This window comes from Pseudomonas sp. ATCC 43928, assembly GCF_005938665.2.
In the GTDB taxonomy this organism is placed as follows: Bacteria; Pseudomonadota; Gammaproteobacteria; order Pseudomonadales; family Pseudomonadaceae; genus Aquipseudomonas.
In genome coordinates this window covers 4182470-4206402 of record NZ_CP041753.1, presented here as the reverse complement: position 1 = coordinate 4206402, position 23933 = coordinate 4182470, and the positions used below count along the sequence as shown (strand labels likewise).

Sequence of the window (23933 nt, the reverse complement as noted above, 5' to 3'; positions counted from 1 at the left end):
CTGGAAACCCGGAAGCTGCCGGATTATTAGCATCAAAGGTGAATATTTTAAAGCGTTATGTGTGGGTTTTTATTTAATTATAAAGTTTGAAACTTTTATATTTGTGGTCGGTCACTTATGGTTTTTAATGATTTTATGAGGTTTTTATTTAAGTGTTGTTGAGGTTTTATATTGTTGATTTGTATGGCTATTTTATATTTTTACTCCGTTCGTCAGTGTGTATGAATTATTCATGGGTTGTAACGGTCGCGTCGGCGCTGTTAAGGGTCTGTTTCTCTGAAGAATGGTGGTTGTGGTGGTCACTTAAATGACGCCTGAATATTGTCGTGATGCAGTAGAGTAATAAGTTTTTGTGAAAGGGTAAATGACGTATTAATAGGAGTTGATGTTTAAAGAATGTGTTCGCCAGTGTAATTGGCCTGTGTTTCAACAGAATCAGCCGATAGCAGTTCCTTTGCCATCAGCGATTTCTGTGAGTCGAGCGCAAGTCCGCTCCAGGCCTATCGCAGCCTGTCATGGCTGACCAAAATAGACCTTGGCGGACAGTCAGGACACTAGCGTCAGGTTTCGGATTGATGAGCCGCCCAGTGTTTCATCTCTTCGGCAATGAAGTGGTTCACCAGGTCGCTGTACATCTTCTCGATGGCATCCGGGCTCAGGCCCTCGGCTTCGGCCCATTCGCGTCGAGTTGCCAGCATGGCCTTGAAACGCTCCGGAGCGCGCACCGAAGTCACCGAGGTCTTGAACTTCGAGGCGGCCAGCACGTAGTGAAAACGCTTGCCCAACAGCTTGATAACGGCCTGGTCCAGGGCGTCGATTTCGCGTCGGATATCTTCCATGCCTGCACACTCTGCGGGCTGCAACTGATTGATGACTTCCATGTAGGTGACTCCGTTTGTTGAAAAAATCGTGGGATTCAAGTGCCGATTTTACGACGGCTACGCAGCCTCGCGAGCGCTGATAAATTCGATGAGTGCTTTCAAGGCGGGTGGCACATGGCGCCGGCTTGAGTAGTAAAGAAAGAACCGGCTGGGCGGTGCTTTCCACTCCTGGAGTATTTCTCTGAGATGCCCGTGCCGGAGATCGTCGCGCACCAGCTCCTCGTAGACATAGGCAATACCAGCGCCATCTTTCGCTGCCTGGATCATCAGCGCATCGTCTTCCAGAATCAGCGGGCCGGTGACGGATAACCGTATCGGTTGACCGTCGGCTTGATACTCCCAGGCGTAAAGTTTGCCACTGGGAAAACGCCTGGCAATGCACGCATGGTCGAGCAAGTCGCGGGGGACGTGCGCGGTTCCCTTCGCGGCCAGATAAGCATCCGCGGCTACGGTCACGAACGATTGAGGTGCGCCGACAGGGACTGCGATCATGTCACCGGCCAGGCTTTCACCAAAGCGGACTCCAGCGTCAAATCCCTCATTGACGATATCGGTCAATCCATCATCGGTGATCAGGTCCAACTGTATACGTGGATACCTGGCCACGAAGGGCGCCAGCACTTTCGCAAACACGATGCGAGCCGCCGGACGTGCCACGTTGAGGCGAAGTTTGCCAGTGGGCACTTCCTGCATCGAGGTCAATTGCGCCAATGCATCGTTAACCTGGTGCAGGCTCGGGAGCAGCGTCGCCAATAGCTGCTGGCCGGCCTCGGTCGGGGTCACGCTACGAGTGGTTCGGTTCAGCAGTCTGATGCCCAAACGTGCTTCCAGCGCTCGCATTGCGTGACTCAACGCGGAAGCCGAAACGCCACGTTCGTCGGCGGCCTTGCGAAAGCTGCGATGGCGAGCGACGGCGGCAAAGGCGTCGAGTTCAGAGAGATCGGGGAGATGACTCATGAGTTTTGTTCAGCAGTTCAAATACGATTACCTATCTTATCGTCATGAGACCTCTGCCGGATACTTCCTCCATCATTCGTGGAGAGGTGGCTATGCAAAACAATCGTCTTGGATCATCGGATTTTCTGATTTCACCGATTGGCCTGGGAACCTGGGCAATCGCCGGCACCGGCTGGGAGTACAGTTGGGGAGCGCAGGATGACAAGGACAGCCTGGGCGCACTTGAATATGCCGTCGAACGCGGCGTGAACTGGATTGACACCGCTGCGGTTTATGGCTTGGGCCATGCAGAGCAATTGGTGGGGCAATTGCTGCGGCGGGTGCCGGCGTCACGGCGTCCTTTGGTGTTCACCAAAGGCAGTTTGGTCTGGGACCCGGTCACGAAGAAGATTTCGCATTCGCTGGCCCCTCAATCCTTGCTCGCCGAGATCGACGCAAGCTTGCGCCGGCTTCAAGTCGAGACCATCGATCTTTATCAGATCCACTGGCCTGCTTTTCCTGCTGATGCCAGCAGTGAAGGCATTGAAATGGCGCTTTCGGCTTTGGCTGCCGCGCGCGATCAAGGAAAGATTCGCGCGATCGGTGTATCGAATTTCGATGTCGCTCAACTCAAGCGGGCGCAGGCGGTGACGGAGATCGTTTCGCTCCAGCCGCCGTACTCGGCCTTGATGCGGGACATTGAGCAGGACGTTTTGCCATTCTGCGAGCAGGCCGGGATGGGTGTCCTTGCCTATTCCACGCTTCAATCAGGGCTGCTTTCCGGCAGCATGACGCGCGAACGCATCTCGCAACTGCCCGAAGACGATTGGCGCAAGGCTCGAAGTGCTGATTTCCAGGAGCCCCGTTTGAGTGCGAACCTGGCATTGGTTGACGTCATGGCACGTATTGGAGAAAGGCACGGGGTGAGCGCTGCGGCGGTCGCCATCGCCTGGGTACTTCGCAAACCGGTCGTGACGGGCGCCATTGTCGGAGCCCGCCATCGTGCGCAAGTAGACGGGCTGATTGCAGCCCTGGAGTTGCGCCTCAGCGCTGCGGAAATCGATGAAATTCGACCGTTCCTGCCGGCGGGCATGGGAACGAATGTCCCTGGTGCCGCCTGACACTATTGAGAAGAGGATGAGTGTTCAGTTTTGCATACTGAACGCAGGCGTTCGATGGGTAGCAGAGCGGTCGGTCAAGATCGCAATGCTACCCATCACAACACCGATCAAGCCCGGCAGCGCGGTCAGCACCACCATCCACATGCGAGAGAAGTTCTGCAGTTGCAGCATAAGTGACGGCAGTTTCGCTTCGATCTCCTTGAGCAACGGCTGGATCTGCTGCGTCACCGATACACCTTGCTATCAGTTTTTGCACTCCGCCATCACCACATGACAGGTAGTCGGCGTGCCACCGGATTGGCCGGCATAGCGTATGCAGTTATCCATGGACTTTTGGCGAGCCTTGTCCAGGGTGGAGCCCCAGGCCAGGCCGCCCTCGCCAGCAGTGGGTAGCGCTTTTGCATAGCAACTTGAGCCTGCGCTTGAGTCTGTACTTGAGGCCGAGTAGCGGGCCGTGGAAGTTTTGCCCGCACAGCCCGCGGTCAGGGCCAGGTTGATGACGAGCAGGGAAGGGAGGATCCATGACGAACATTGGCGTGCTGTTTTGCCGATCATCCCGTTTCCCCTGTATCAAGAGGTTGGAGGCGTGTTTGTGGTCGTGTTCTATTCAGATTAGACGGTGTTACGCCTGCCTTGGTTAAAACGGCTCGTTAAATAAACGAGCCGTTGTTGTGAAGGTGTTCAGCGGGGCAAGTGCATGGATGTCAGATCACCTCAAAGGTGATCCGCATCAATCACAGCCTTGGCGAACGCCTGCGGATCTTCCTGCGGCAGGTTGTGGCCGATGCCGCCGCTGATCAGCCGGAACTCGTATTTGCCGGTGAAGCGCTTGGCGTAATCCTCGGGGGCCGGGTGCGGCGCACCGTTGGCATCGCCTTCAAGGGTGATGGTCGGCACGCTGATGGAAGGCGCCGTGGCCAGTTTCTGCTCCAGCGCTTCGTATCGGCTCTCGCCCTGGACCAGGCCCAGGCGCCAGCGGTAGTTGAATACGGTGATGTCGACATGGTCGGGGTTGTCCAGCGCCTTGGCGCTGCGGTCGAAAGTGGCGTCGTCGAACGCCCATTTCGGCGAAGCCAGTTGCCATATCAACTTGGCGAAGTCGTGGGTGTTTTTCTCGTACCCGGCGCGACCGCGATCGGTGGCGAAGTAAAACTGATACCACCACTGCAATTCAGCCTTGGGTGGCAGCGGGTTCTTGCCGGCCGCCTGATTGCCGATCAGATACCCGCTGACCGAGACCAGCGCCTTGACCCGTTCTGGCCACAGCGCCGAGACGATGTCGGCCGAGCGTGCGCCCCAATCGTAACCACCGAGCACGGCTTGTTTGATCTTCAGCGCATCCATGAAGTCGATGACGTCACTGGCCAGCGCAGCCGGTTGGCCATTGCGAACGGTTTTATCGGACAGAAAATGCGTATCGCCATAGCCACGCGCATACGGCATCAGCACTCGATAGCCCTTCGCGGCAAGCAACGGGGCGACCTCGTCATAGCTGTGAATGTCGTACGGCCAGCCGTGCAGAAGAATCACCACTGGCCCATTAGCCGGGCCTGTTTCGGCGTATGCCACGTCCAACAGGCCGGCGTTGACATGCTTGAGCGGGCCGAACGGGGAGGGTGTTGCATGAGTGGCACCAGCATTGGCCGAGGTTGGCTGCGCCGCGGCGGTCGTTTGTGCGTGGGCCGCACCGAGAACGCCGAACAGGGTAAGCGCGAGGATCGACGAGCCGACCAGGCGGTGGCGGGTTTTGCCGGTTTTGTTCTGCAGTGCCATCTTCATGTGATGTCTCCGTTGCAAGTCGTTGGCCAGGGGATCTGGCTGAGCCCTTGAAACCTTGTTTGCATTTGAACGCGGCGACGTATCTGGCCTGTGTCGAATCGCAGGCCAAGTGAAAAGCCATGTATCGAGAGGCTAATCAGACACACTGTGATACATAAGGAGAGATCTCGGTATCAAATCGCATGTCTGAAAAAGGTGAGGCCATTGAAATTAAAGTTCAGCCACGTCGATGTTCTCGTCAAAGACCTCGAGGAAGCGTGCAAGTATTACGCCCGTGTCTTCAGCGCCAGAATTTCAAAGACACTTGATTGGCAGCGCGACGGTTTGCACGTGCGCTATGCGATCGTTATGTTCGGAACGGAGCGCCTTATGCTGGTGCAACCGTTTACCGGAAATCTCAAGGCTCTGATGGACGCCAACGGCGAAGGCACCATCTACCGGCACTGCTATTCCACACCGGATATCGAGGTAGCCTATGACGAATTGATCGACGCAGGCGTCCAGCCGGAAGATGAGAACGGCAAACCGCTGTCTCGCGATAACCTCCAGACGCCAAGTGGGACACGCATACTCTGGTTACCGAAACGCTTCGGGCATTTTTCTATTGAGTTGCTTGAAGAGAAAGAGCTGGAGGCATTTATCAAGGAGGCATTTGCCGAGGAGGGCTGAGGGAGGGCGCTCGGCATTGCCACGCTGACTAGCCGATTGGTCCAGGCTCTACGTGGTCACTGCGAGCGGATGTCGAGACTGCCCCCATAAACCGTGGCGCTATGGAAGAGCGTGGGCCATCGACTGTCGTAGAGTGAAATGTTGCTGGTTAGCGCCATGGTGCTTCTTCATTGTGTCCACTGGCAACAAACTATGGTCACTTGCTCCCGACAAAATAAAAAACAGCGCTGAGCAGGAAAAACACTATGCCAGCGATGATCAAACCGTACAAAAAGTAATGCTCATGGGACGTTAGGTATACAACCGAACCGTGCGTATCCAGCGGGTAGGTTTTTCCACTTTGAAGATCCGGCGTTCTCAGTCCGTGAGCATCAAAGTATTTCCAGGCAAAAAATGAAGAAAACCAAAAGCCTAAGGCCAGTACTCCCGCGACGCGTTTAAGTGCATTCATTCTCTCGCCTCCCAGATTTTGTATCGCCAGATTGCCTCTGATTACAGATTGATCTTGTGAGCCGCTATCGGTATATCCCTCTCCTTCGGTGGTTTCGTCTTTTAATTACAGTGTAGAAGATAAAGAAGATGGACGCAGCGTGCTCGATGGAGAATGCAATAAAGAAGAAGTTGTCAGTCATTGGGTGCGGCATAGAAGTGATTATTGTGTAAGCTTCCATTTGTCCGAATGTCACTGCGAAAATGGTCGCAATAGATACGGCTCCTCCTATTAATCTTTTCAGAAAATTGTCACGTAATCGCCGCAATGAACTCACATACCAAAGCAAAACGCCCCACTGAACAAAGGCAAATGGCAGGATTGCCAGTCTTCCGATAAATAAGTGTTCGCTTCCGTCGGTCATTTTTACACCCTGACTTTGATGGCTTACTTTCACCCGCTAGCACCGCACCAATTGCGGGCAAGCCAATGGCCGGGCCGGACATGCTTTCTGATCTGGAAGCTCGCCGGGGTGGGGTATTTCCATGCAGATACCATGAGTGATCTCCATATGTGTGTATATTTTTTATAAGTTATTTATCAGTCCCCATGTTAAGAAAAAAGACATTAGAAGAGCTAATGTGCCAACTGATCTAAGAATATATAGATAATTGCTTGACCTGATCAAGCTCTTGAATGGGTAATTTTTTGATGCGCCTGCCCGGTCAATTAACTTGATTATAATGCCTTGCGTTTTCTCAGAAAAAAACAAGCACATTATTCCCAGTAAGCACAGTATTATAATAAAAGCCAATAGCCCAATAGTCATAATTTCCACCATTCTGATCCAATCTTCCTTGCAGCCTGGAAGGAGTAGTTATAATTAGCACCTAGTTGTGGAGAAACGAATCCAAACCCTGATGCGGCCCCATTACCTAGTGACCACGAATCAGAAACGCCCCCCCCCAGCAGCCAGCGGTAGCGTTAATTCCATTTCCCGACAAGCGACGCCCTTACACACCACCACCAAAAAAAATAAAAACCGTAAAAATAGCGATGAATTGAATCGGTATAAAAACAATCAACAACCAGTTCGGCAGTTTTTTTGAGAAGGTCAGCATTAAAGCGCTAATAAGAACTGATGCGGCTGGAAATAATACATAAAGCTTAAGTTGGCCGGAATTGGGGTAGCCAACGGCTTTTTGTGGTGCAATTCCAGAATACAGCTCAATGCCAATAAAAAAACAATGCATGTCAATAACAAGACAATAGTTAATGCAATACGGACTCCTACTTTGCTCCTTTTTTCTAGTTTACTCATGGTCCAGTTCCTACGCTAGGATTAAGCGCGTTTCAAAGAGCAGTACATGGCCAGTTATGGCGATGCCCAATAAGCTTTCTTAACTACTCGGCCACCTTCATCCAGTTCTACCGACCATGCTTCTATATCAAAGGATAAACGGTTTTCAAACCATAGTCGCTCAACGCAAGGATGTTGGCAGTGGTGCGATGCGTAGCGGGTAAATAAAGTGCTTGGTTTTTCTACATGAGAAGGGATCCCGAGTCGGTTGATAACAACCCCTTGTGTATCGCCAATATTGATTGCTTCAAAAGCTATGCTTTTCTGTTTTGAAATAAATATGCATGATGTGACGTATGATGTTATGGCGAGTAGTAGCATCCAAAGCAGTATTTTTTTGATAGTGGTTTTTGGTGCGCTGCCTTTAATAGTATTCATCATTTTCTCTTCGCATCATTGCCCGCTGTACTTGGGGAGTGCATACAGTACAGGTCCATGAATCGGGCCACCTTGGGGGATGAAAAAGGTGGTTGTGCCTAGTATTGACTGTACATCTCGAGCAGTACCTCCGGGAAATGGAATGTCATCAGCCATAACCATGCCGGCAGGCAGGCAACAACACTAGGCACATGCTCAGGCAGTGCACTCTGCGCATGCTCAATTACTGGTACGTAGCGGGCTGAAATAGGGAGCCAGGATGCGAGGTGAGGTAGGGGAGAAAAGCAGAATGTTTTATATCAATACATTGGTGAATACTCAGCATTTGCTGCCGAAACTTTAGACCTGAAACTACCATAAGCACCTCCCTGTGAACCGGAGCCACATTGGGCTCGTCGTACACGTCGTATGCACAGCGGTTGGAACACTTGTGTGTTCACGATGGGGTCTTCATTCCATGACCTTGGGGGAGATCGAACGTCCGCGATCCCGAGCATCCAGCACGAGATGACAGTAGTACAGGGTTTGAAAACTTGCCAATGGGACTGGAAAGCGACCGGTCAGGATGGCTTTCTGCAGTCGAGGATTTCGCGGGTTTGCGCTTTCCCCTCGTTGACTTTGTCGCGAAGCGTTAACAGGCCCTGGGTTACGGGCAAAGAAGCTGTCGTCGTTGATGTGGATGCCAACCCTGAGCGGACACTCGTCAATGTCCGTCAGGGTCGAAAGCTGCTTGCTCCGCTATTGAAGCGGAACATACACGTCAGTTTGCCATTGATCCTGCGGTGTCTCGGGATAGACGCTCAGGTAATTGAAGAACAACGGGTGGTCACGGAGTTCCTCGCCACTGGCAGGAAGCCAATCACGGTATATCGGATAGATCGTTTCGCCGATGTGATCCGGTGACCCCGTATGTCGCACCACGACGCAGCGACCGCCAGGAATGACGATCTCGCGCACGCCGAACTCATTCGGCGTCACAGCCTCGTGAATCTCGCCGCAGATGGCGAAGCGGAATGCTTGTGCAGGTGTCGTGTCGGGGTTGCCATAGGGAATGCCAAAGGTGCGACTCGATGCCACCGGCGACTGTCCGCTCTGCATACGCCACTCGATGAACTTGCGCACGCTCTCATTGACGAGCCCGGGTGGTCCGCAGTGCTCAAGCGCTGCGACCCTGACTTCTGGGAATTCCACGATTCGTACTTGCATGATGATAGTCCTGGAAAAATGAGGGATTGCGAATACCGCATTCCAGACCTGCCAGTTCGGTTCCTTCCTGAACGCACTCGGGGTCATACCGAACGCCCGCCTGAACGCCCTGCAAAATGCCTCGGGGCTTTCAAAGCCGGCACCGAGTGCCGCGTCCAGTACCGAGTGATCAGCGAGGGAGGCCAGGCGATGTGCCGCGCGTCGTAGCCGCATCAGTTGCACATAACGTGAGACCGGCACACCTGCGAACGCGCTGAATTGTCGATGGAAGTGAAACACCGAAAAGTTCGCCACATGACTCAACGTCTTCACCGACAAGTCACCTTCAAGATTGGCATCGATGTAGGCGAGTACGGCGTTGAAGCGTTTTGTGTAGGCGAAGTTGCTCGGCATGTCAGACACTGGGAAAAGGCTCCTGGAAGTACGGTCGGCAATAGAATCGACTATAGCGGTGTAAACGCGCCTAGCCGCGTTTGCTCAAGGTATGTTTTGGGTTGGCCAATGCGATCTCTTCCACCATGAGACACCGTATACCCAGTCCGATCACTTCTGATCGACTGTTGCTGTCGTTGTGAGGGCAGCAATTACCCCCAGGCAATCATCGAGAAGAGACCCGACAAGGGTGCGCTAAAGTTATGCGGGTCATCGATCAATTGTGATTCGCTGTTCGCGCTGCTTCCGTCCCTGGAGGGCCCAATGCCGCCCATCATCACATGCCTGGTGGCGCTGTCTGTTCTTGGCCTGACTCCTGTAGTGCAAGCCCAGACTAACGCCTGCCCACCTGGCGAGAAACAAGTGTGCCTGAACGGCTGCATCTGCCTGCCAGATCTGGGGCAGGTGCCTGATGGCGTCTACCAGGTCGCGGCACCTGCCCTGGCGCTGTGGCTGACCCAAGCCCGCGCTGAAGCAGCCAGCGCCGAGATCCAACCCATTCCACCGCACATCCGGGAGCAACTGCTGCGCTGGTACGACCCCAGCGTCCTTGATGCCGCGCACTACAAAGTGAGCGACAACGGCCAATTCAGCGCCGCCACTTCCATGCTGCAAAACCCCGACGTCGGTGCCGTGACGCTGATCGACATCATCCTCTTCCGGGACACTCAAACCGCAGAACAGGACATCGCGCTCTGGGCTCACGAACTGAAGCACGTGCAGCAGTTTCGGGAATGGGGGGTAGAAGGATTTGCCCAGCGCTATACACAAGATTTCAATGCTGTGGAGGCGCCGGCTTATGCCATACAGGCTGAAGTTCGACGGTCGGTGCGGGGAGGGACTCAATGAAGGGTAGCGAAGCCGCCTGACATTACAGGCATAAAGCAGTCATTATTGGCTGAAAGCAGCCTGTCAGTTAGGGAAGAGTTGAATGGTGTTCAGGGTGATGGTGGTCGGTGGCTACGGAAACTTCGGTAGCATCGTTTGCAGGCATTTGGCGGTAATGCCAGATGTGGAACTGGTGATCTCGGGCCGCGATCCACACAAGTTGCAGCGCAAAGTCGATGAGTTGAAAAGCCAATCGGGCACTGTCGCCGAAAGTTGGTGCGGCAATGCCATGGGCACTGAGTTCAAATCCGTTTTGCGCTCGATGGACATCCAGTTGGTCATCCATACTGGCGGCCCGTTTCAGGGGCAATCCTATGCGGTCGCCGAGAGCTGCATCGAGGCTGGCGTGAACTACTGCGACCTGTCTGACTGCCGAACCTTCGTCAACGGCGTTGGCGTACTCGATGCCTTGGCGAAACAGGCAGGAGTGGCGATCCTCAGTGGCTGCAGTTCGGTGCCGACGCTATCGTCAGCCATCATCGATCAGCAGCGCTATCGCTTCAGTCGTATCGACTCGATCGAGCATGGCATTTCCTCTTCGGCGAAGATGCCGGGATTGTCGACCGTCGAAGGCGTACTCGCCTACGCAGGTAAACCGATCAGGCAACTCAAGAATGGCAAGGTGCATGAAGTGTCGGGTTGGCAGGATCTGACGCTGCGCAAGATGCCGCATCTGGGCACTCGCGTGCTGGCCAACGTCGATGTGCCGGACATGGATATTTTCGCCAGCCGCTATGGCGCGCAAACCCTGAGCTTCAAGGCCGGCGCGGGCTTGAAGCTGGGTGGTGTCGCCAACTATCTGCTGGCTCAGGCGTTGAAGATCGGGCTGGTTCGCGACCATGCCCTTTGGGCCGCCAGACTGCATCGGCTGGGGACCCGGTTTGAACGTTTCGGCGATGGCAAAAGCGCGATGTACATCGACGTTCAGGGCAAGGGAGTTGATGGGAAACCGCTGGCCATGACCGTGCAACTGACGGCCACCAATGACAAAGGTCCGCAAATCCCAAGCTGCGCATCTGTAGCCTTGGCCGCAAAAATGGCCCAGGGCTATGTGCCGTATCCCGGTGCCAGGGCTTGCGTGGGCGAAATTACCGTCGATGAATACATGGCAGCGATCAACGATCCGGACAATTTGAGCCTGTCTGTGCAGTTCTCTGGCGAGCTGCGCTGACATGCTCTATCTATGCCTGAAGTACCTCCACATCATTGCCGCGATTTTCCTGTTCGGATTCGGCATGGGGTCCTACCTCTACCTGATCGCTGCCAGCCGCACGGCCAACCCTCAAGTGATCGCGCATGTGGCCCGGATGGTCGTGCGCTTCGACACCTGGATTACCACGCCGGCAGGCTTTGTACAGATCATCACGGGCTACCTGCTGATAAGGCTCTCCGGACTACCCATGACCACGGAGTGGGTACTGACTTCGTTGATTATCTTCTTCTGCGTGGGTTCGCTTTGGCTGCCGGTGCTGGTGTTGCAGAAGCGGCTGTACCTGATGGCGTCGTGCGCAGTTGAGGCTGGCAACGGACTCGATGATGAATACCGATCCGTGTACAAAAAATGGTGGTGGATGGGGGTGGTCGGTTTTGTCGGGATGTTTGTGATTGTGCTGATGATGGTGACGAAGATGACGCCGGTGCAACTGGTTGGGCTATTGGGATAGCAGGATCGGCTGGCTCAAGTCTTGGTGTTCCAGGCCACTGCGCACAGGGTAAGTCCCGCCACATTCAACGAGACTGGATTGAAGGCCTCCTTGAGCATTGATGGATTGAAAATTGCTACATCCAGCAGCAGGCCAAACAGCGCCGCCGCGGCGACGGCAAGAGGCCAGGCACTGCGCGGTGCGATCAGTATCCATAAGGCCAGCGCAATTTCTGCGACCCCGGCAATATTGGCGAACAGCTCAACCTGAGTGATCCCGTGAGACTGGATCATTGTTCGCTCGCCAGGGCTTAGCCACAGCAACTTGGGAATCAGACCGTGGTAGCCAAACATGAACGCCAGCCCCCCACGGGCGATCCAGTTCATACGTGTGAGGGCGTTCATAGGGGCGCTTTCAAAAAGCGTTGTTCATGATCAGGATCCGGCAGCAGGCACGTGTCGTATTTCCCGAAAAGCCGATAACGATTAAGCGCAATGCGGTCGTATGCCCAATCTCGAAGCATGCGAGGGAAGATGCGCAACAGGTTCACTGGGCGCCAGAGAGCGGGCAACTGGGCGATGACTTCGAAAAATGCATCCGAACGCTCCCAGAAGTGTCGGTCGCGGATCACCGCCATGGTGTCGAATTGATCCACGGGCAAACCTGCCCACGCGAGCAGGACTTGCCCCTCGGGTGACTGAACCGCCGCCAACCGCACGCGCTGCTGGCGGTCATGGCGAATCAAGAACCTCGCCCAACCATTGCACAGCTTGCAGACACCGTCGAACAAGACCACCGTCTCTCCTGGTTTGAGCAGCGGCGCGGGTGAGGGGCGGATTTTCGAGGTGGGCATAAGCGTGGATCCAAGGGAACCTGATTATCCCGGATCATAACCGCGTGCCAGCGTTAAAGTCTGCATTTCGCCGAAGGGGGGCTGCTCCTTGCCGGCAGCTGCAATATCATTGTTCCTTTAATATCAGCCAAGGAGGCATCCATGAGTGTGCGTGGTAAAGACCGGCAGATCGACAATATTGAATTTAATGTCGACGACATTGCTCGCAGCAAAGCTTTCTACGGCAGTGCGTTCGGCTGGACATTCGTCGACTACGGCCCAACTTATACGGAATTCAGTGATGGCCGCCTTACCGGTGGCTTCACTACGGGAGAGCCGGTTCGACCTGGTGGCCCTTTGATCATTTTGTACTCGGATGATCTCGATGAGGCGCAGCAACGGCTCAAAGCCTTGGGCGCTGTTATCAGCCGCGAAGTATTCTCGTTCCCTGGTGGAAGCAGGTTCCACTTCATTGATCCGGATGGCTATGAACTGGCCGTTTGGACGGCTCGGCAGTAGGTCTCAGGTCGGCCCAAAGCGATCCATTAGCAGGGTTCGCTTTGGGCCGATACTCAAGCGGTAGGTGCGGGTCGAGCCATGACCCTGGTCGCATAAATTTGAAATGCACTGCGTTGCTCGCCAGAATCGCGGGCCGACCCGGTCAAAGGTGCCGGACGTTCGTGGTGAAAAGGGGCAGCAGTTGAACCAACAGACATTGTCCATGCGCCTGGAACGCGTGGCGGCACATGTGCCAGCAGGTGCGCGCCTGGCCGATATCGGCTCGGATCACGGCTACCTGCCTGTGGCATTGATGCGCCGTGGCGCCATCGTGGCGGCGGTGGCCGGAGAGGTGGCATTGACGCCATTTCGCTCGGCCGAACGCACCGTGCGCGAGAACGACCTGGACCAGTGGATCACCGTGCGCCTGGCCGATGGCCTGACGGCAATCGAGCCGGGAGACGGGATCACGGCAATCAGCATCTGCGGCATGGGCGGTGAGACGATCCGCGACATTCTCGACAGCGGCAAGGCACGTCTGAGCGGCCAGGAGCGCCTGATCCTTCAACCCAACGGCGGCGAGCAGCCACTGCGCCAATGGCTGATGGAAAATGGTTACTGCATCCTCTGCGAGGAAGTGCTGCGGGAAAACCGCTTCGACTACGAAATCATCGTCGCCGAGCGCACCGGGCCGGTGATGTACACCGCCGAGGAACTGTATTTTGGTCCGCTGCAGATGCGGGCACGCAGCTCGGCATTCCTGATCAAGTGGCAACGCCTGTTGCGCGAGAAACAGCGGACCCTGAGCAACTTCGCCAAGGCGCGGCAGGCCGTGCCCGAGGAGAAGGTGCAGGATGTCGCCCGGCAGGCCCGGTGGATCGCCGACCTGCTGGCTTGAGCCCTTGACTAAGTAATTGCAGGGGTAAATTTCAACCTGACTGTTGCTGCCCTTATAGGGTTTACGGTTAGCGGCAGCACAGGCAACCGCTGATCAGCGGTTGATCGGGGTCGTTTTCGAGAAATGTAACCATGACTTCCATACCCGTTCGGGGAGGCGTCATTTCGCAACTCCAATTGGAGGTCCCCCTCAGCCAACAACAACTCTTGTCGTCAAATCTACCTTCGCGGTCCCAGGGGAACTTGACCTTGGCCCTTCCGAGGCGCCTATCACCTTGGATCTCCTCGTCTTCCAGAGCGATGATCACAGCGGTGTGGTTACTTGGTACCTGAGGTTTCTTGTGAGCCAAAGGCGGACGATAGGACACGTCCCACGGAAGAACGATAAAGCGGTTGCGGTAACCCTGATGAAAGTCATCCTCGTTGTTTGTGTTGCCACTGGCGATGTTCTCGCTCAATACCTGTGGTTGCTTGCCTTCGTGGATGACCTGAGTCAGTAACCATCGGTCGTTCCATTCCTGGCGCGGGTGGCCAGAGATCTCCAGAACATGGCCACTGACTAACCGGGTCTGGTCACCTTGCCCTTCGGCTTGACGATAAGCCGCATGGCGGCGCTCCATAGCACGCAGACTTATCTGCTTGCCGTGCTCATGGCTTGTGAAAGGCTTCAGCTTGTCATCGTTTTCCATGCCTGGCTGTTGCTCGTTTCTCCCCAGACGTAGGTTGAAGCGCTTGATCAGTGGCTCGTTGGCCACTCTATCGCTCTCTTGTCCATAAGCAGTGGGTTGCCCAATCCTGGGAAAAGCCGCCTGGTCATCGCCAAAGACCAGTACGTGGCCTTGAGCGCTGTGTTGGAAGTGGAAGTGGATACCTTCTTCTTCGCACAAGCGCTGAATAAAGTGCAAATCCGTTTCATCGTACTGGGTACAGTAGTCACGCTCGGGGTAGGTCGACCCCAGATGAAACCGATAAGCCTCACCCACAATCCCGTGTTCTTCCAGTATCAAGGCGACGATTTTCGGCACCGAGAACTGTTGATAGATCCTCTGGTTGATGCGGTGGCGCAAGTAGGACAGGTGCGGTACGAGGGCCAGATTGTAGTGCGTCAAACGCTGATGATTACCGCTTTGGGCGATGTGATAGATCCGTCCATGGACGCCGTTGCCCTTCGCGTCGAAGGTCAGAAAAGCCTCTACGTCGAAGAGGCTTTCGAGATCCAGGTCAGACCGCTCGCTAACAAGCTCCACGTTGAAGAGGTAAGGCCTGCTGATCGCCTCATCTCCGGAGAATGCGAGTACTTGAAAATCGTGCGCAAAACCGTCGATGGTCAAACTGAAAGACGTCTGATTGGCTGGGCTGAACATCCACTGTTCTCTTCTTGCATAAAGTGTTGAATCGGGGCTGTCGCAGATGTCAATGTCAGGAAGCCGGGTAAGTCCAGCTCAGGGCAAGAGCCTATAACAGGCACTAATCCACTAATTTGGCGCTCTTGTATATTGGCGTTTGCGTCTTACTTTCCGGACATAAATAGCCTCAACCTGCTGCTCAAGCACGTCCGCGTAAAATAAAGACATGCATAGAGCAACAGGCGACAAATCAAGTCAGATCACACACCACTCTTCACTTTGGTCCAGATCCGCGTGCGGATTCGCTCCAGCTTCAATGGCAGTGGCTCAAGTGGGATAAGTGTGGCAATGGTCTTTTTGTCTGGATAAATCCAGGGGTTGTCTCGCAACTTCTGTTCGACAAACTCAGCGGCATCTTTGTTAGCGTTAGGGTAGAGAGTGTGGTTTGAGGTCTTGGCAATAACTTCTGGTCGCAACATGTAATTAATAAACGCCATACCTTCCTTTGGGTGGGGCGCGTCTTTTAGAAGAACCAGATTTTCCGACCAGACCAGCGCTCCTTCGCGAGGAAGGCTGTAGGTAATCTTGCGTCCAGTGTTGGTCTTCTCGTTGATGGCCTGCGCAGCAAGGGCACCATTAGCCCATCCCACGACTGCACAAATATTGCCGTCAGCCAGGTCAGCGTCAATTCGGGAGGAGTCGAAATAGAGGACGTAGGGGCGGATTTTTAACAGTAGGGCTTGAGCTTTCTGGTAATCATCCGGGTTCCTGCTGTTGCTGGGGAGCCCAAGGTAATGCAAGGCAATCGAAATGATCTCACTTGGAGAGTCAAGCATTGCCACGCCACACGACTGGAGCTTGCTGATGTTTTCTTCTTTGAAGATCAAATCCCAGCTATTCACCGGAGCATTATCACCCAATGCCGCTTTGACTTTGTCAACGTCATAGCCAATGCCGGTAGTACCCCATAGATAGGGCACAGCGTAGCGATTACCAGGATCATTGACCGCGACCTGGGACAAGATATCAGGATCGATATGGGACAAATTACTCAGTTGATTACGATCCAGCGGCTGAAGTACTCCCGCCTGGATCAGGCTTGGCAACACATTGGAGGTGGCCACAACCACGTCATACCCCGTGCGCCCAGCCATTACTTTGCTCTGCATGATTTCGGCGCTGTCGAAAGCATCCATATGCACTCTGGTGCCAGTTGCCTGCTCAAACTCCTTTGGGGTCTCCGGTGCGAGAAGCCCGAACCAGTTGTACAGATGCACCCCAGGCTCTACAGCTCCCACTGATGTGCTCATCCCAGCACAGAGAAGCGAGGCCGAAAAAATGGTTCGCAAACGTGATTTTCTCATGCAACATCCTTATCAAGACGATGTGCCCTCATGGCCATCGTAAGTCCTGCCAGCGAATATACCGGGCGTTACCGAATAGTAAATACCTACGAATACTTACCTCTGACCTACGAATCCCTAACCCTAAAGGGGTAGAAAATGCCGTTCGACCTTCATAGCCTGGCTTGGCACCGATCGATTGGGAAGCTGATCATGCAGTTGAACCGTCCAGAATTCTGGAGTTCGCTTGTTCGTATATTAAACGAATACGTGCAAATCGATAATTGGGTTGTATTGATCTTTAGCAATCAACAAGTGCAAGTCGTTAGTCTTCCTGAAGTCGCAGATGTTGAAGAGGTAGACGCGTTCATTCATCGCTATGTGAAGGGGCTTTACCTGCTGGATCCATTTTATATAGCTAATCGAGAAAACCCCCAGAGCGGTTTCTTTCATTTGCTGGATATTGCGCCGGAATACTTTCTTGAAACTGAGTATTATCATCAATATTTTGCACAATATATCTCCGTGGATGAGGCTCAGTACAATGTTCAGCTCGACGCCGATAGAACGTTATGTATTTCCGTTGGTAGCAAAGTCCGTTTTAATCAAGAACAAATAACAATGCTTGATATTATCAAGCCGTGGGTGACTGCATTAATGCATCAGCGCATGTGTTTTGAAATTGATGTAGAGAAAAATCTCGCTGAGCCACCTCTATGGCCAGAAACGATTACCCAGCTGGGCACGCAAATAACAGCGCGCGAAAGTGATGTGCTCAGATTGTTGCTCAGTGGCTTCTCTAATAAAGAGATAGCCGGAAAGCTTTCCCTCTCGGTGGAAACGATAAAGGTTCATCGGCGCAATATTTATGCCAAATTAAATATCAAGTCACAATCCGAGCTGTTTGCTCGATTTTTTATGCCCAAACAAGATGTTTTCTCTACAAGTTGAAGTCGGCGTTTTAGTCTGGATATTACCGTTAAATGGGTTCACGGCTTCAGGTGCGAACCTTGCCTGACCTCTAAATCCCGGTTCGGGACGAGGGCATCACGCTAATTCGCGCGGGTCATCGGAGTCATGTTCCTGCAAGCATCAAATCCAGATTCTGCACTGCAGCTCCAGCTGCTCCCTTCCCAAGATTGTCAAACACCGCAGCCAACAAAACCTGGCCCGTTTCGTCATTCTCAAACACAGACAGTCGCAGATCATCAGTCCCGTTAAGTGCCTGAGGATCAAGGGACGTCAGCCCTTTAGCCTCCAGCATCGACATCACCTGTACATGGCTCGTATCGGCGTAGTGCTGCATCAGACACGCATGTAACTGCACCGCACTCACACTTGGCGCCAACAACCGGGTTTGCAAGGGGATGGTCAGCACGATCCCCTGCCGAAAAGCGCCATAGGCCGGCACAAACATCGGCCGCTCCGTCAGACCGCTTTGTTGTTGAATCTCTGGAATATGTTTGTGTGCCAACCCCAGCCCATAGACCTGAAACGCCGACGCCTGTGCTGCGTCTTCTCCCTCATGCTCTTCCACCCCGACACGTCCTTTCCCGGAATAACCCGACACGGCATGAATGTTCATCGGGTAATCCCTGGGCAGTAATCCGGCCTCCAGTAAAGGGCGCAGCAACCCTATGGCCCCCGTTGGATAGCAACCGGGATTGCTGACCCGTCGTGCGGCGGCGATGCGTTGGCTCTGCTGCGGATTCATCTCCGCGAAACCATAGGTCCAGTCTGGATGGGTGCGGTGCGCCGAACTCGCATCGATCACCCGCACGGCGGGGTTTTCGATGGTCGCTACAGCGTCGCGCGCGGCTTGGTCGGGCAAGCACAGAATCGCGATGTCGCAGTTGTTGATGGCTTCGGCGCGACGTTGCGGATCCTTGCGATATTCGGGGCTGAGAGTGATAAGCCGCAGATCGCTGCGGTCGCGTAGGCGTTGATGGATTTGCAACCCGGTGGTGCCTTGGTCGCCATCGATGAATACAAGGGGACTTGCCATGGAATGCTCTCGGACGTTGGAAATCAGGAGTTCCAATCTTCAGTGAGGCGCTAAGATAGGAAAAGTTGAATTTATAAACGATGAAATTCAGTTTTTCTGAACGAGGGGTCACTCATGCGCGAAATCAGCCTGGACCGTCTGCGCACGTTGGTGGCGATTGCCGACCTGGGTTCATTTGCCGAGGCGGCCCGTGTGCTGCACTTGGCGCCACCCACGGTCAGTTTGCATATCGCCGACCTGGAGGCGCGCGTGGGCGGCAAGCTGTTGTCGCGCACGCGTGGGCGCGTTCAGCCTTCGGCGATTGGGAACACACTGGTGGAACGTGCGCGGCGTCTGTTGGCGGATGCGGAGCAGGCGCTTGAGGACGTGGAACGTCAGGTACAGGGATTGGCCGGGCGTGTGCGGCTAGGCGCCTCCACGGGGGCCATCGCACAGTTGATGCCGCACGCTTTGGAGACGTTGAGCCAGCGCCATCCCGCTATCGATGTGCAGGTCGCGGTGCTCACGTCGCAGGAAACTCTGAAGAAGCTTGCCGAGGGCTCGTTGGAAATCGGTTTGGTCGCGCTGCCGCAGTCCCCGGTGAAGGGCTTGCGGATCGAGCCATGGCGACGGGACCCGGTCATGGCCTTCTTGCCAGCTCGCTGGGAATCCCCGGAGGTTGTGACCCCCGACTGGCTGTCCACTCAGCCATTGATTCTGAATGACAACACCACTCGTCTTTCGCGTTTGACTGCGGAGTGGTTCGCCAGTGGTGGGCCGCAGCCTGCGCCGCGTATTCAACTGAACTACAACGATGCGATCAAAAGCCTGGTGGCGGCTGGCTATGGTGCGACGTTGTTGCCGCATGAAGCCTCCACGCCATTGCCCGATACCAGGATCGTCATGCGGCCATTAAAGCCCTTATTGTGGCGGCAACTGGGTATTGCCCACCGTAGTCGAGACATCGAACGGCCTACGCAACATGTGCTGGATGTGCTGTGGGAATTGAGTGCGGGGTAGGGGATTTTGTCAGAGGAGGGACAGCTTCTGGCCGTCATCTACCTGATGCAAAAGCCACTGATCCCTGGCAACGCACTGGTCCGATGCGCTCGACTATCGGTCCAGCAGAGGTGCCAACAGTGCACACATGCCGCGCCAGTGCGAACCCTCCCAGTAAATCCGTTGGCAGGCATCGCAGCGCAGGAAGTGCGAATAGAGGACGCCAACGCGTGGCGGCACTTGCGGCCGGGCCAGTTCCGGGCTGATCTCGTGTAGCGGCAGGTTGCAATGGAGGCACAGGCTGAAGGGGCGCGCGCTACGCGCCAGGTCGAGGCGCTCGTACAATTCGCGCAGCTGCAGCGACGGTTTCAGGGCATGCACGTAACAGCCGTGGCTGATGATCCGCCGCTTGAGCAGTTCGCGGTCGCGGGTTAGCACGATGCGTCCTTGCTGCGCGGCGATTTCGGCGATCTCGGCATCGTCGAAGCCATTGTCGTAGAGGGTGTCGAAGCCGCTCATGCGCAGCAGACTGGCCAATCCGCCAAGGTGCGCATCAGCGACGAAGCGCAGCACCCGTAAAGGTTGCGTACGAACCTTGAGCAACGGACTGATGTCCAGCGCTTCGAACTTGGGATACACCGCCAACCGGTCACCGTCGAAGATCACCCGCTCGAAGCCCACCGACTCGCCGTTGAGCAGCACCATCTCTACTTCGGTGTGCGGTATCCCGAGCGCCTCGATCATGTGCTTGACCGTCGCCCCTCGCGCGCACTCGCAAGTGAAGGACTGCCGCCGTCGCTCGGCCGGCAGGAAATCGTTGAGCTCCTCGTAGAAGCGGAAAGTTGCACGGGTCATGCTGAACAGTATGGCAGGGCTGCAGGAAGAATGAGTCCAGCGGCTCAGGGAGGGGTGGACTATCCGGTTGAGCCAGCGCCTTCGAGCAACCCTGCGGTCGCTCGAAGGCGCTCCGGTTACTTCAGGTTGCCGCTGAGGAATTGCTGCAGGCGCTCGCTTTTGGGGTTGCCCAATACGTCCTCGGGCGCACCTTGCTCTTCGACCCGCCCCTGGTGCAGGAACAGCACCTGGTTCGACACTTTTCGCGCAAAGCTCATTTCGTGGGTCACCATGATCATGGTGCGGCCTTCTTCGGCCAGCCCCTGGATCACCTTGAGCACTTCGCCCACCAATTCCGGGTCCAGGGCTGACGTCGGCTCGTCGAACAGCATGATCTCCGGTTCCATGCTCAGGGCACGGGCAATGGCGACCCGTTGCTGCTGACCACCGGAGAGAAACGCCGGGTATTGATCAGCAACCCGTGCCGGCAAACCGACCTTGTCCAGGTAGCGCCGGGCGCGATCCTCTGCGTCCTTCTTGCTGACACCCAGCACCCGGCGTGGAGCCATGGTGATGTTTTCCAGCACCGTCATGTGGCTCCACAGGTTGAAGTGCTGGAACACCATCGCCAGGCGAGTGCGGATGCGTTGCAGTTCGTTGGCATCGGCCACGCGCATGCCGTGGCGGTCATGGACCATTCGAATCGGCTGGTTGTCCAGACTCATGGCGCCGTCGTTGGGTGTTTCCAGGAAGTTGATGCAACGCAGAAAGGTGCTCTTGCCCGAACCACTGGCGCCGATCAGGCTGATCACATCGCCGGTCCTGGCGTTCAGCGAAACGCCCTTGAGGACTTCATGGTTGCCGTAACTTTTGTGCAGGTTTTCAACGGTCAGTTTGTACATGAACAAGCATCCTGAATTAGTGAGCCGGGCCGAGGAAAGACAACCAACGGCGTTCAGCCAGGCGGAACAGGCCGACCAGGGAGAACGTGACTGCCAGGTAGATCAACGCGGCGAGGCCGAACGATTGGAAGGTCAGGAAGGTCGCCGAGTTGGCGTCCCGCGCGACTTTCAGGATGTCCGGGATGGTCGCGGTGAAGGCTACGGTGGTCGAGTGCAGCATCAGAATCACTTCGTTGCTGTAGTAAGGCAGCGAGCGACGCAGGGCGGACGGCATGATCACGTAGGTGTACAGCTTCCAGCCGGTCAGCCCGTAGGCTTTGGCCGCTTCGACTTCACCGTGGTTCATGCTGCGAATCGCCCCGGCGAAGATCTCCGTGGTGTAGGCACAGGTGTTCAGGGCGAAGGCCAGGATGGTGCAGTTCATCGCATCGCGAAAGAACGCATCCAGTACTGGCTGAGCACGCACCGCGGCCAGGCTGTAAATGCCGGTGTAGCAAATCAGCAGCTGGATATACAGCGGCGTACCGCGAAACAGGTAGGTGTAGAACTGCACCGGCCAGCGCACCAAGACATTGCTCGAGACCCGGGCAATCGACAACGGGATCGACATCACGAAGCCGAAGAGGATCGAAGCACTGAGTAGCCAGAGGGTCATGGCCAGCCCGGTGATGTGATTGCCGTCCTGGAACAGGAAAGGTTTCCAGTATTCCTGCAGTAGCTCGATCATCGCACGGCCTCCCGGGTGCCTGCGGCGTAGAAGATTTCCATCCGGCGCAAGACGTAGTTCGAAACGGTGGTGATCACCAGATAGATCAAGGCGGCCAGAATCAGGAAGAAGAACAGCTGATAGGTGCTCTTGCCCGCGTCCTGGGCCACCTTGACCAGATCGGCCAGGCCGATGATCGACACCAGCGCGGTGGCCTTGAGGATCACCATCCAGTTATTACCGATGCCCGGTAGGGCAAAACGCATCATTTGCGGGAACACCACCAGGCGGAAGCGCTGGGCGCGGGTCAGGCCGTAGGCGGTAGCCGCTTCCATCTGCCCTCGCGGTACGGCAAGGATGGCGCCACGGAAGGTTTCGGTGAAATAAGCCCCGTAGATGAAGCCCAGGGTAATGACCCCGGCGCTGAACGGGTTGATCTCGACGTATTCCCATTCCATGAAGTCGGTAAACGAGGACAGCCAGGTTTGCAGGCTGTAGAAGATCAGCAGCATCAGCACCAGGTCCGGCACCCCGCGAATCAGCGTGGTGTAGGCCTGCGCAGGGACACGCAGCAGTGCCGATTTCGAAAGCTTGGCGCTGGCGCCGATCAGGCCCAGGCCAACGCTCACCAGCAAGCACAGAAAGGATAATTTGACCGTCATCCAGGAGCCTTGCAGCAACAGCGGGCCGAAACCCTTGAGGCTAAAGTCTGACAGCCCAAGAATCTGCAATAGGTTTTCTAACATTGAGCAGCCCTACGTCAATCAAAGAAGAGCCCATCCGGAAATGGGCGCAGGGTCATTATTTGTCGCTGTAGAGATTCAGATCGCCAAAGTGCTTCTGCTGGACGGCCGCATAGGTGCCATTGTCGTGCAGTGCCTTGATACCTTTGTTCAGCAAGGCCTGGAGCTCGACGTTGCCTTTGGCGAGACCCACGGCGGTCTTGGCTGGAAGGAGGGGATTTTCGACCGGCTCGCTGACTTGGAAGTCGGCGCCTGGTGGCGACTTCAGGAAGCCCAGTTCGGCTTGCAGCATGTCCTGGATCGAGGCATCGAGGCGTCCGGAGATCAAGTCGGCGTACACCTGGTCCTGGTTGGCGTAGGCCTGGGTCTCTACCCCGGCCTTGTCCAGCACGGCCTTGGCGTAGGCTTCCTGGATGGAGCCTTGCTCGTAGCCGATTTTCTTGCCCTTGAGGGAGGCCGGATCGATGCCGATGGCCGCGCCTTTCTTGAATACCAGCGCGGTCGGGCCAGAGAACAGCTCGTTCGAGAAATCGATGACTTTCTCACGCGCCGGCGTGACGGTCATGGAAGAGATCACGCCATCGAACTTGTTGGCCTTGAGGCCGGGAATCATGCCGTCGAAGTCGCTTTCAACCCACTTGCACTTGACCTTCAGCTCCGCGCAGATCGCGTTGCCCAGGTCGATATCGAAGCCCACCAGGCCGCCGTCGGCGGCCTTGGATTCGAACGGCGCATATGAGGGGTCGACGCCAAAGCGCAACTCCTTGTACTCCTTGGCCAGCGCAGAACCGGCAGCCATACACAAAGCCAATGCAGAAAGAGTGAGAAATGCTTTTTTCATTATTTTATTCCCAGGGACCATCGAAAGCGCTTGTGCTGCAAGAGCGCGTGTACTGCGCTGCGAAATGTCCTATGCACACGCAAGTACTTGTACAGACAAGCATATGCAATCACCCGGCCAATTCGCCGATTGGGCGCTTGAGAAAGCGCGTACAGCGCTCTGGGATGGGCTTGGCAGGCAGGTGAACGCTGGGGAGAGGTAGCCTGCGAGGCTGTTACCTAAGCAGGCTTTTACACTCGGCTGGGGTATGCGGTAACAAAGTGTGGGGTTAAGGGCGCTGACTTT

28 protein-coding genes are annotated in these 23933 nt (G+C 55.4%); 9 read left to right on the top strand and 19 right to left on the bottom strand.

Annotated features, from left to right (window positions below):
* Window positions 1-560: 560 nt before the first annotated feature.
* A complete protein-coding gene (locus FFH90_RS19235) occupies window positions 561-881 on the bottom strand; it encodes an isochorismate lyase (RefSeq protein ID WP_064618687.1) in 321 nt (106 codons plus the stop codon).
* Between the two features lie 57 nt (window positions 882-938).
* Window positions 939-1838 (bottom strand): LysR family transcriptional regulator, encoded by a 900-nt coding sequence (locus FFH90_RS19230; RefSeq protein ID WP_138867869.1) that lies wholly within the window; start codon window positions 1836-1838, stop codon window positions 939-941.
* A 92-nt stretch (window positions 1839-1930) separates the two neighbouring features.
* On the opposite strand from FFH90_RS19230, the gene FFH90_RS19225 reads away from it, so the two are divergent.
* On the top strand, window positions 1931-2938 hold the full coding sequence (locus FFH90_RS19225) for an aldo/keto reductase (protein WP_086944943.1): 1008 nt from the start codon (window positions 1931-1933) through the stop codon (window positions 2936-2938).
* 24 nt (window positions 2939-2962) lie between these two features.
* On the opposite strand, the gene FFH90_RS19220 is transcribed toward FFH90_RS19225, so the two are convergent.
* The 3 genes from FFH90_RS19220 to FFH90_RS19210 all read right to left on the bottom strand — a co-directional run bounded on the left by FFH90_RS19220 (window position 2963) and on the right by FFH90_RS19210 (window position 4717).
* Complete coding sequence (locus FFH90_RS19220) at window positions 2963-3166, bottom strand: hypothetical protein (RefSeq protein WP_111454017.1); 204 nt, start codon at window positions 3164-3166, stop codon at window positions 2963-2965.
* Between the two features lie 15 nt (window positions 3167-3181).
* Entirely contained in the window at window positions 3182-3493 is a 312-nt protein-coding gene (locus tag FFH90_RS30420) for a hypothetical protein (protein WP_081626497.1), read from the bottom strand.
* A 159-nt stretch (window positions 3494-3652) separates the two neighbouring features.
* Window positions 3653-4717, bottom strand: a complete 1065-nt coding sequence (locus FFH90_RS19210; RefSeq protein WP_138867868.1) for an alpha/beta fold hydrolase — start codon at window positions 4715-4717, stop codon at window positions 3653-3655.
* 204 nt (window positions 4718-4921) lie between these two features.
* On the opposite strand from FFH90_RS19210, the gene FFH90_RS19205 reads away from it, so the two are divergent.
* The gene (locus FFH90_RS19205) at window positions 4922-5386 is read left to right on the top strand and encodes a VOC family protein (protein ID WP_111454166.1); all 465 of its coding nucleotides are present in this window, start codon (window positions 4922-4924) and stop codon (window positions 5384-5386) included.
* 196 nt (window positions 5387-5582) lie between these two features.
* Here FFH90_RS19205 and FFH90_RS19200 read toward each other — a convergent pair whose 3' ends face one another.
* The 4 genes from FFH90_RS19200 to FFH90_RS19185 form a co-directional block, all read right to left on the bottom strand.
* Window positions 5583-5837 (bottom strand): hypothetical protein, encoded by a 255-nt coding sequence (locus FFH90_RS19200; protein ID WP_138867867.1) that lies wholly within the window; start codon window positions 5835-5837, stop codon window positions 5583-5585.
* A 992-nt stretch (window positions 5838-6829) separates the two neighbouring features.
* The gene (locus tag FFH90_RS19195) at window positions 6830-7069 is read right to left on the bottom strand and encodes a hypothetical protein (protein WP_086944936.1); all 240 of its coding nucleotides are present in this window, start codon (window positions 7067-7069) and stop codon (window positions 6830-6832) included.
* A gap of 122 nt (window positions 7070-7191) precedes the next feature.
* Complete coding sequence (locus tag FFH90_RS19190) at window positions 7192-7554, bottom strand: hypothetical protein (RefSeq protein ID WP_138867866.1); 363 nt, start codon at window positions 7552-7554, stop codon at window positions 7192-7194.
* Window positions 7555-8292: 738 nt separating this feature from the next.
* Complete coding sequence (locus tag FFH90_RS19185) at window positions 8293-9162, bottom strand: GyrI-like domain-containing protein (RefSeq protein ID WP_138867865.1); 870 nt, start codon at window positions 9160-9162, stop codon at window positions 8293-8295.
* A 294-nt stretch (window positions 9163-9456) separates the two neighbouring features.
* Between FFH90_RS19185 and FFH90_RS19180 the strand changes: the two genes are divergently transcribed.
* The 3 genes from FFH90_RS19180 (at window position 9457) to FFH90_RS19170 (ending at window position 11744) form a co-directional block, all read left to right on the top strand.
* Window positions 9457-10041, top strand: a complete 585-nt coding sequence (locus FFH90_RS19180; protein ID WP_018925624.1) for a DUF4157 domain-containing protein — start codon at window positions 9457-9459, stop codon at window positions 10039-10041.
* Between the two features lie 82 nt (window positions 10042-10123).
* Window positions 10124-11251, top strand: a complete 1128-nt coding sequence (locus FFH90_RS19175) for a saccharopine dehydrogenase family protein (RefSeq protein ID WP_138867864.1) — start codon at window positions 10124-10126, stop codon at window positions 11249-11251.
* Window position 11252: 1 nt separating this feature from the next.
* Window positions 11253-11744 (top strand): DUF2269 domain-containing protein, encoded by a 492-nt coding sequence (locus FFH90_RS19170; protein WP_138867863.1) that lies wholly within the window; start codon window positions 11253-11255, stop codon window positions 11742-11744.
* Window positions 11745-11758: 14 nt separating this feature from the next.
* Here the strand turns inward: FFH90_RS19170 and FFH90_RS19165 are convergent, their stop codons facing one another.
* Together FFH90_RS19165 and FFH90_RS19160 are read right to left on the bottom strand one after the other, a co-directional pair.
* Window positions 11759-12127 (bottom strand): DoxX-like family protein, encoded by a 369-nt coding sequence (locus tag FFH90_RS19165; RefSeq protein WP_138867862.1) that lies wholly within the window; start codon window positions 12125-12127, stop codon window positions 11759-11761.
* A complete protein-coding gene (locus FFH90_RS19160; RefSeq protein ID WP_064618657.1) occupies window positions 12124-12576 on the bottom strand; it encodes a thiol-disulfide oxidoreductase DCC family protein in 453 nt (150 codons plus the stop codon). The genes FFH90_RS19165 and FFH90_RS19160 overlap by 4 nt, the downstream gene beginning before the upstream one ends.
* Window positions 12577-12717: 141 nt before the next feature.
* Between FFH90_RS19160 and FFH90_RS19155 the strand changes: the two genes are divergently transcribed.
* Window positions 12718-13074, top strand: coding sequence for a VOC family protein (locus FFH90_RS19155; RefSeq protein ID WP_111455136.1), 357 nt, complete (start codon window positions 12718-12720; stop codon window positions 13072-13074).
* Window positions 13075-13255: 181 nt separating this feature from the next.
* Entirely contained in the window at window positions 13256-13951 is a 696-nt protein-coding gene (locus tag FFH90_RS19150; RefSeq protein ID WP_290371236.1) for a class I SAM-dependent methyltransferase, read from the top strand.
* A gap of 67 nt (window positions 13952-14018) precedes the next feature.
* Here FFH90_RS19150 and tssI read toward each other — a convergent pair whose 3' ends face one another.
* Together tssI and FFH90_RS19140 are read right to left on the bottom strand one after the other, a co-directional pair.
* Window positions 14019-15314, bottom strand: coding sequence for a type VI secretion system tip protein TssI/VgrG (tssI, locus tag FFH90_RS19145; protein ID WP_138867860.1), 1296 nt, complete (start codon window positions 15312-15314; stop codon window positions 14019-14021).
* A 242-nt stretch (window positions 15315-15556) separates the two neighbouring features.
* Complete coding sequence (locus FFH90_RS19140) at window positions 15557-16660, bottom strand: polyamine ABC transporter substrate-binding protein (RefSeq protein ID WP_018925631.1); 1104 nt, start codon at window positions 16658-16660, stop codon at window positions 15557-15559.
* Between the two features lie 138 nt (window positions 16661-16798).
* Here FFH90_RS19140 and FFH90_RS19135 point away from each other — a divergent pair, with 138 nt between their 5' ends.
* Window positions 16799-17590, top strand: coding sequence for a LuxR C-terminal-related transcriptional regulator (locus tag FFH90_RS19135; RefSeq protein ID WP_018925632.1), 792 nt, complete (start codon window positions 16799-16801; stop codon window positions 17588-17590).
* 124 nt (window positions 17591-17714) lie between these two features.
* Here FFH90_RS19135 and argC read toward each other — a convergent pair whose 3' ends face one another.
* A complete protein-coding gene (argC, locus tag FFH90_RS19130; protein ID WP_138867859.1) occupies window positions 17715-18644 on the bottom strand; it encodes an N-acetyl-gamma-glutamyl-phosphate reductase in 930 nt (309 codons plus the stop codon).
* 114 nt (window positions 18645-18758) lie between these two features.
* Here argC and FFH90_RS19125 point away from each other — a divergent pair, with 114 nt between their 5' ends.
* Complete coding sequence (locus FFH90_RS19125) at window positions 18759-19643, top strand: LysR family transcriptional regulator (protein WP_064618643.1); 885 nt, start codon at window positions 18759-18761, stop codon at window positions 19641-19643.
* Window positions 19644-19736: 93 nt separating this feature from the next.
* On the opposite strand, the gene FFH90_RS19120 is transcribed toward FFH90_RS19125, so the two are convergent.
* The 5 genes from FFH90_RS19120 to FFH90_RS19100 all read right to left on the bottom strand — a co-directional run bounded on the left by FFH90_RS19120 (window position 19737) and on the right by FFH90_RS19100 (window position 23648).
* A complete protein-coding gene (locus tag FFH90_RS19120) occupies window positions 19737-20477 on the bottom strand; it encodes a Mut7-C RNAse domain-containing protein (RefSeq protein ID WP_018925635.1) in 741 nt (246 codons plus the stop codon).
* A 116-nt stretch (window positions 20478-20593) separates the two neighbouring features.
* A complete protein-coding gene (locus FFH90_RS19115; RefSeq protein ID WP_018925636.1) occupies window positions 20594-21358 on the bottom strand; it encodes an ABC transporter ATP-binding protein in 765 nt (254 codons plus the stop codon).
* 16 nt (window positions 21359-21374) lie between these two features.
* Entirely contained in the window at window positions 21375-22085 is a 711-nt protein-coding gene (locus FFH90_RS19110) for an ABC transporter permease (RefSeq protein ID WP_138867858.1), read from the bottom strand.
* Window positions 22082-22810 (bottom strand): ABC transporter permease, encoded by a 729-nt coding sequence (locus FFH90_RS19105; protein ID WP_018925638.1) that lies wholly within the window; start codon window positions 22808-22810, stop codon window positions 22082-22084. Before FFH90_RS19105 ends, FFH90_RS19110 begins: the two co-directional genes overlap by 4 nt.
* A gap of 55 nt (window positions 22811-22865) precedes the next feature.
* Complete coding sequence (locus FFH90_RS19100; RefSeq protein ID WP_138867857.1) at window positions 22866-23648, bottom strand: transporter substrate-binding domain-containing protein; 783 nt, start codon at window positions 23646-23648, stop codon at window positions 22866-22868.
* Window positions 23649-23933 lie beyond the last annotated feature (285 nt).

What these genes read in the sequence shown, in the direction of transcription:
- FFH90_RS19235 (WP_064618687.1), bottom strand. Translation starts at nt 881, where the DNA reads ATGGAAGTCATCAATCAGTTGCAGCCCGCAGAGTGTGCAGGCATGGAA.
- FFH90_RS19230 (WP_138867869.1), bottom strand. Translation starts at nt 1,838, where the DNA reads ATGAGTCATCTCCCCGATCTCTCTGAACTCGACGCCTTTGCCGCCGTC.
- FFH90_RS19225 (WP_086944943.1), top strand. Translation starts at nt 1,931, where the DNA reads ATGCAAAACAATCGTCTTGGATCATCGGATTTTCTGATTTCACCGATT.
- FFH90_RS30420 (WP_081626497.1), bottom strand. Translation starts at nt 3,493, where the DNA reads ATGATCGGCAAAACAGCACGCCAATGTTCGTCATGGATCCTCCCTTCC.
- FFH90_RS19210 (WP_138867868.1), bottom strand. Translation starts at nt 4,717, where the DNA reads ATGAAGATGGCACTGCAGAACAAAACCGGCAAAACCCGCCACCGCCTG.
- FFH90_RS19200 (WP_138867867.1), bottom strand. Translation starts at nt 5,837, where the DNA reads ATGAATGCACTTAAACGCGTCGCGGGAGTACTGGCCTTAGGCTTTTGG.
- FFH90_RS19195 (WP_086944936.1), bottom strand. Translation starts at nt 7,069, where the DNA reads ATGCATTGTTTTTTTATTGGCATTGAGCTGTATTCTGGAATTGCACCA.
- FFH90_RS19190 (WP_138867866.1), bottom strand. Translation starts at nt 7,554, where the DNA reads ATGAATACTATTAAAGGCAGCGCACCAAAAACCACTATCAAAAAAATA.
- FFH90_RS19180 (WP_018925624.1), top strand. Translation starts at nt 9,457, where the DNA reads ATGCCGCCCATCATCACATGCCTGGTGGCGCTGTCTGTTCTTGGCCTG.
- FFH90_RS19175 (WP_138867864.1), top strand. Translation starts at nt 10,124, where the DNA reads ATGGTGTTCAGGGTGATGGTGGTCGGTGGCTACGGAAACTTCGGTAGC.
- FFH90_RS19170 (WP_138867863.1), top strand. Translation starts at nt 11,253, where the DNA reads ATGCTCTATCTATGCCTGAAGTACCTCCACATCATTGCCGCGATTTTC.
- FFH90_RS19165 (WP_138867862.1), bottom strand. Translation starts at nt 12,127, where the DNA reads ATGAACGCCCTCACACGTATGAACTGGATCGCCCGTGGGGGGCTGGCG.
- FFH90_RS19160 (WP_064618657.1), bottom strand. Translation starts at nt 12,576, where the DNA reads ATGCCCACCTCGAAAATCCGCCCCTCACCCGCGCCGCTGCTCAAACCA.
- FFH90_RS19155 (WP_111455136.1), top strand. Translation starts at nt 12,718, where the DNA reads ATGAGTGTGCGTGGTAAAGACCGGCAGATCGACAATATTGAATTTAAT.
- tssI (WP_138867860.1), bottom strand. Translation starts at nt 15,314, where the DNA reads ATGTTCAGCCCAGCCAATCAGACGTCTTTCAGTTTGACCATCGACGGT.
- FFH90_RS19140 (WP_018925631.1), bottom strand. Translation starts at nt 16,660, where the DNA reads ATGAGAAAATCACGTTTGCGAACCATTTTTTCGGCCTCGCTTCTCTGT.
- FFH90_RS19135 (WP_018925632.1), top strand. Translation starts at nt 16,799, where the DNA reads ATGCCGTTCGACCTTCATAGCCTGGCTTGGCACCGATCGATTGGGAAG.
- argC (WP_138867859.1), bottom strand. Translation starts at nt 18,644, where the DNA reads ATGGCAAGTCCCCTTGTATTCATCGATGGCGACCAAGGCACCACCGGG.
- FFH90_RS19125 (WP_064618643.1), top strand. Translation starts at nt 18,759, where the DNA reads ATGCGCGAAATCAGCCTGGACCGTCTGCGCACGTTGGTGGCGATTGCC.
- FFH90_RS19120 (WP_018925635.1), bottom strand. Translation starts at nt 20,477, where the DNA reads ATGACCCGTGCAACTTTCCGCTTCTACGAGGAGCTCAACGATTTCCTG.
- FFH90_RS19115 (WP_018925636.1), bottom strand. Translation starts at nt 21,358, where the DNA reads ATGTACAAACTGACCGTTGAAAACCTGCACAAAAGTTACGGCAACCAT.
- FFH90_RS19110 (WP_138867858.1), bottom strand. Translation starts at nt 22,085, where the DNA reads ATGATCGAGCTACTGCAGGAATACTGGAAACCTTTCCTGTTCCAGGAC.
- FFH90_RS19105 (WP_018925638.1), bottom strand. Translation starts at nt 22,810, where the DNA reads ATGTTAGAAAACCTATTGCAGATTCTTGGGCTGTCAGACTTTAGCCTC.
- FFH90_RS19100 (WP_138867857.1), bottom strand. Translation starts at nt 23,648, where the DNA reads ATGAAAAAAGCATTTCTCACTCTTTCTGCATTGGCTTTGTGTATGGCT.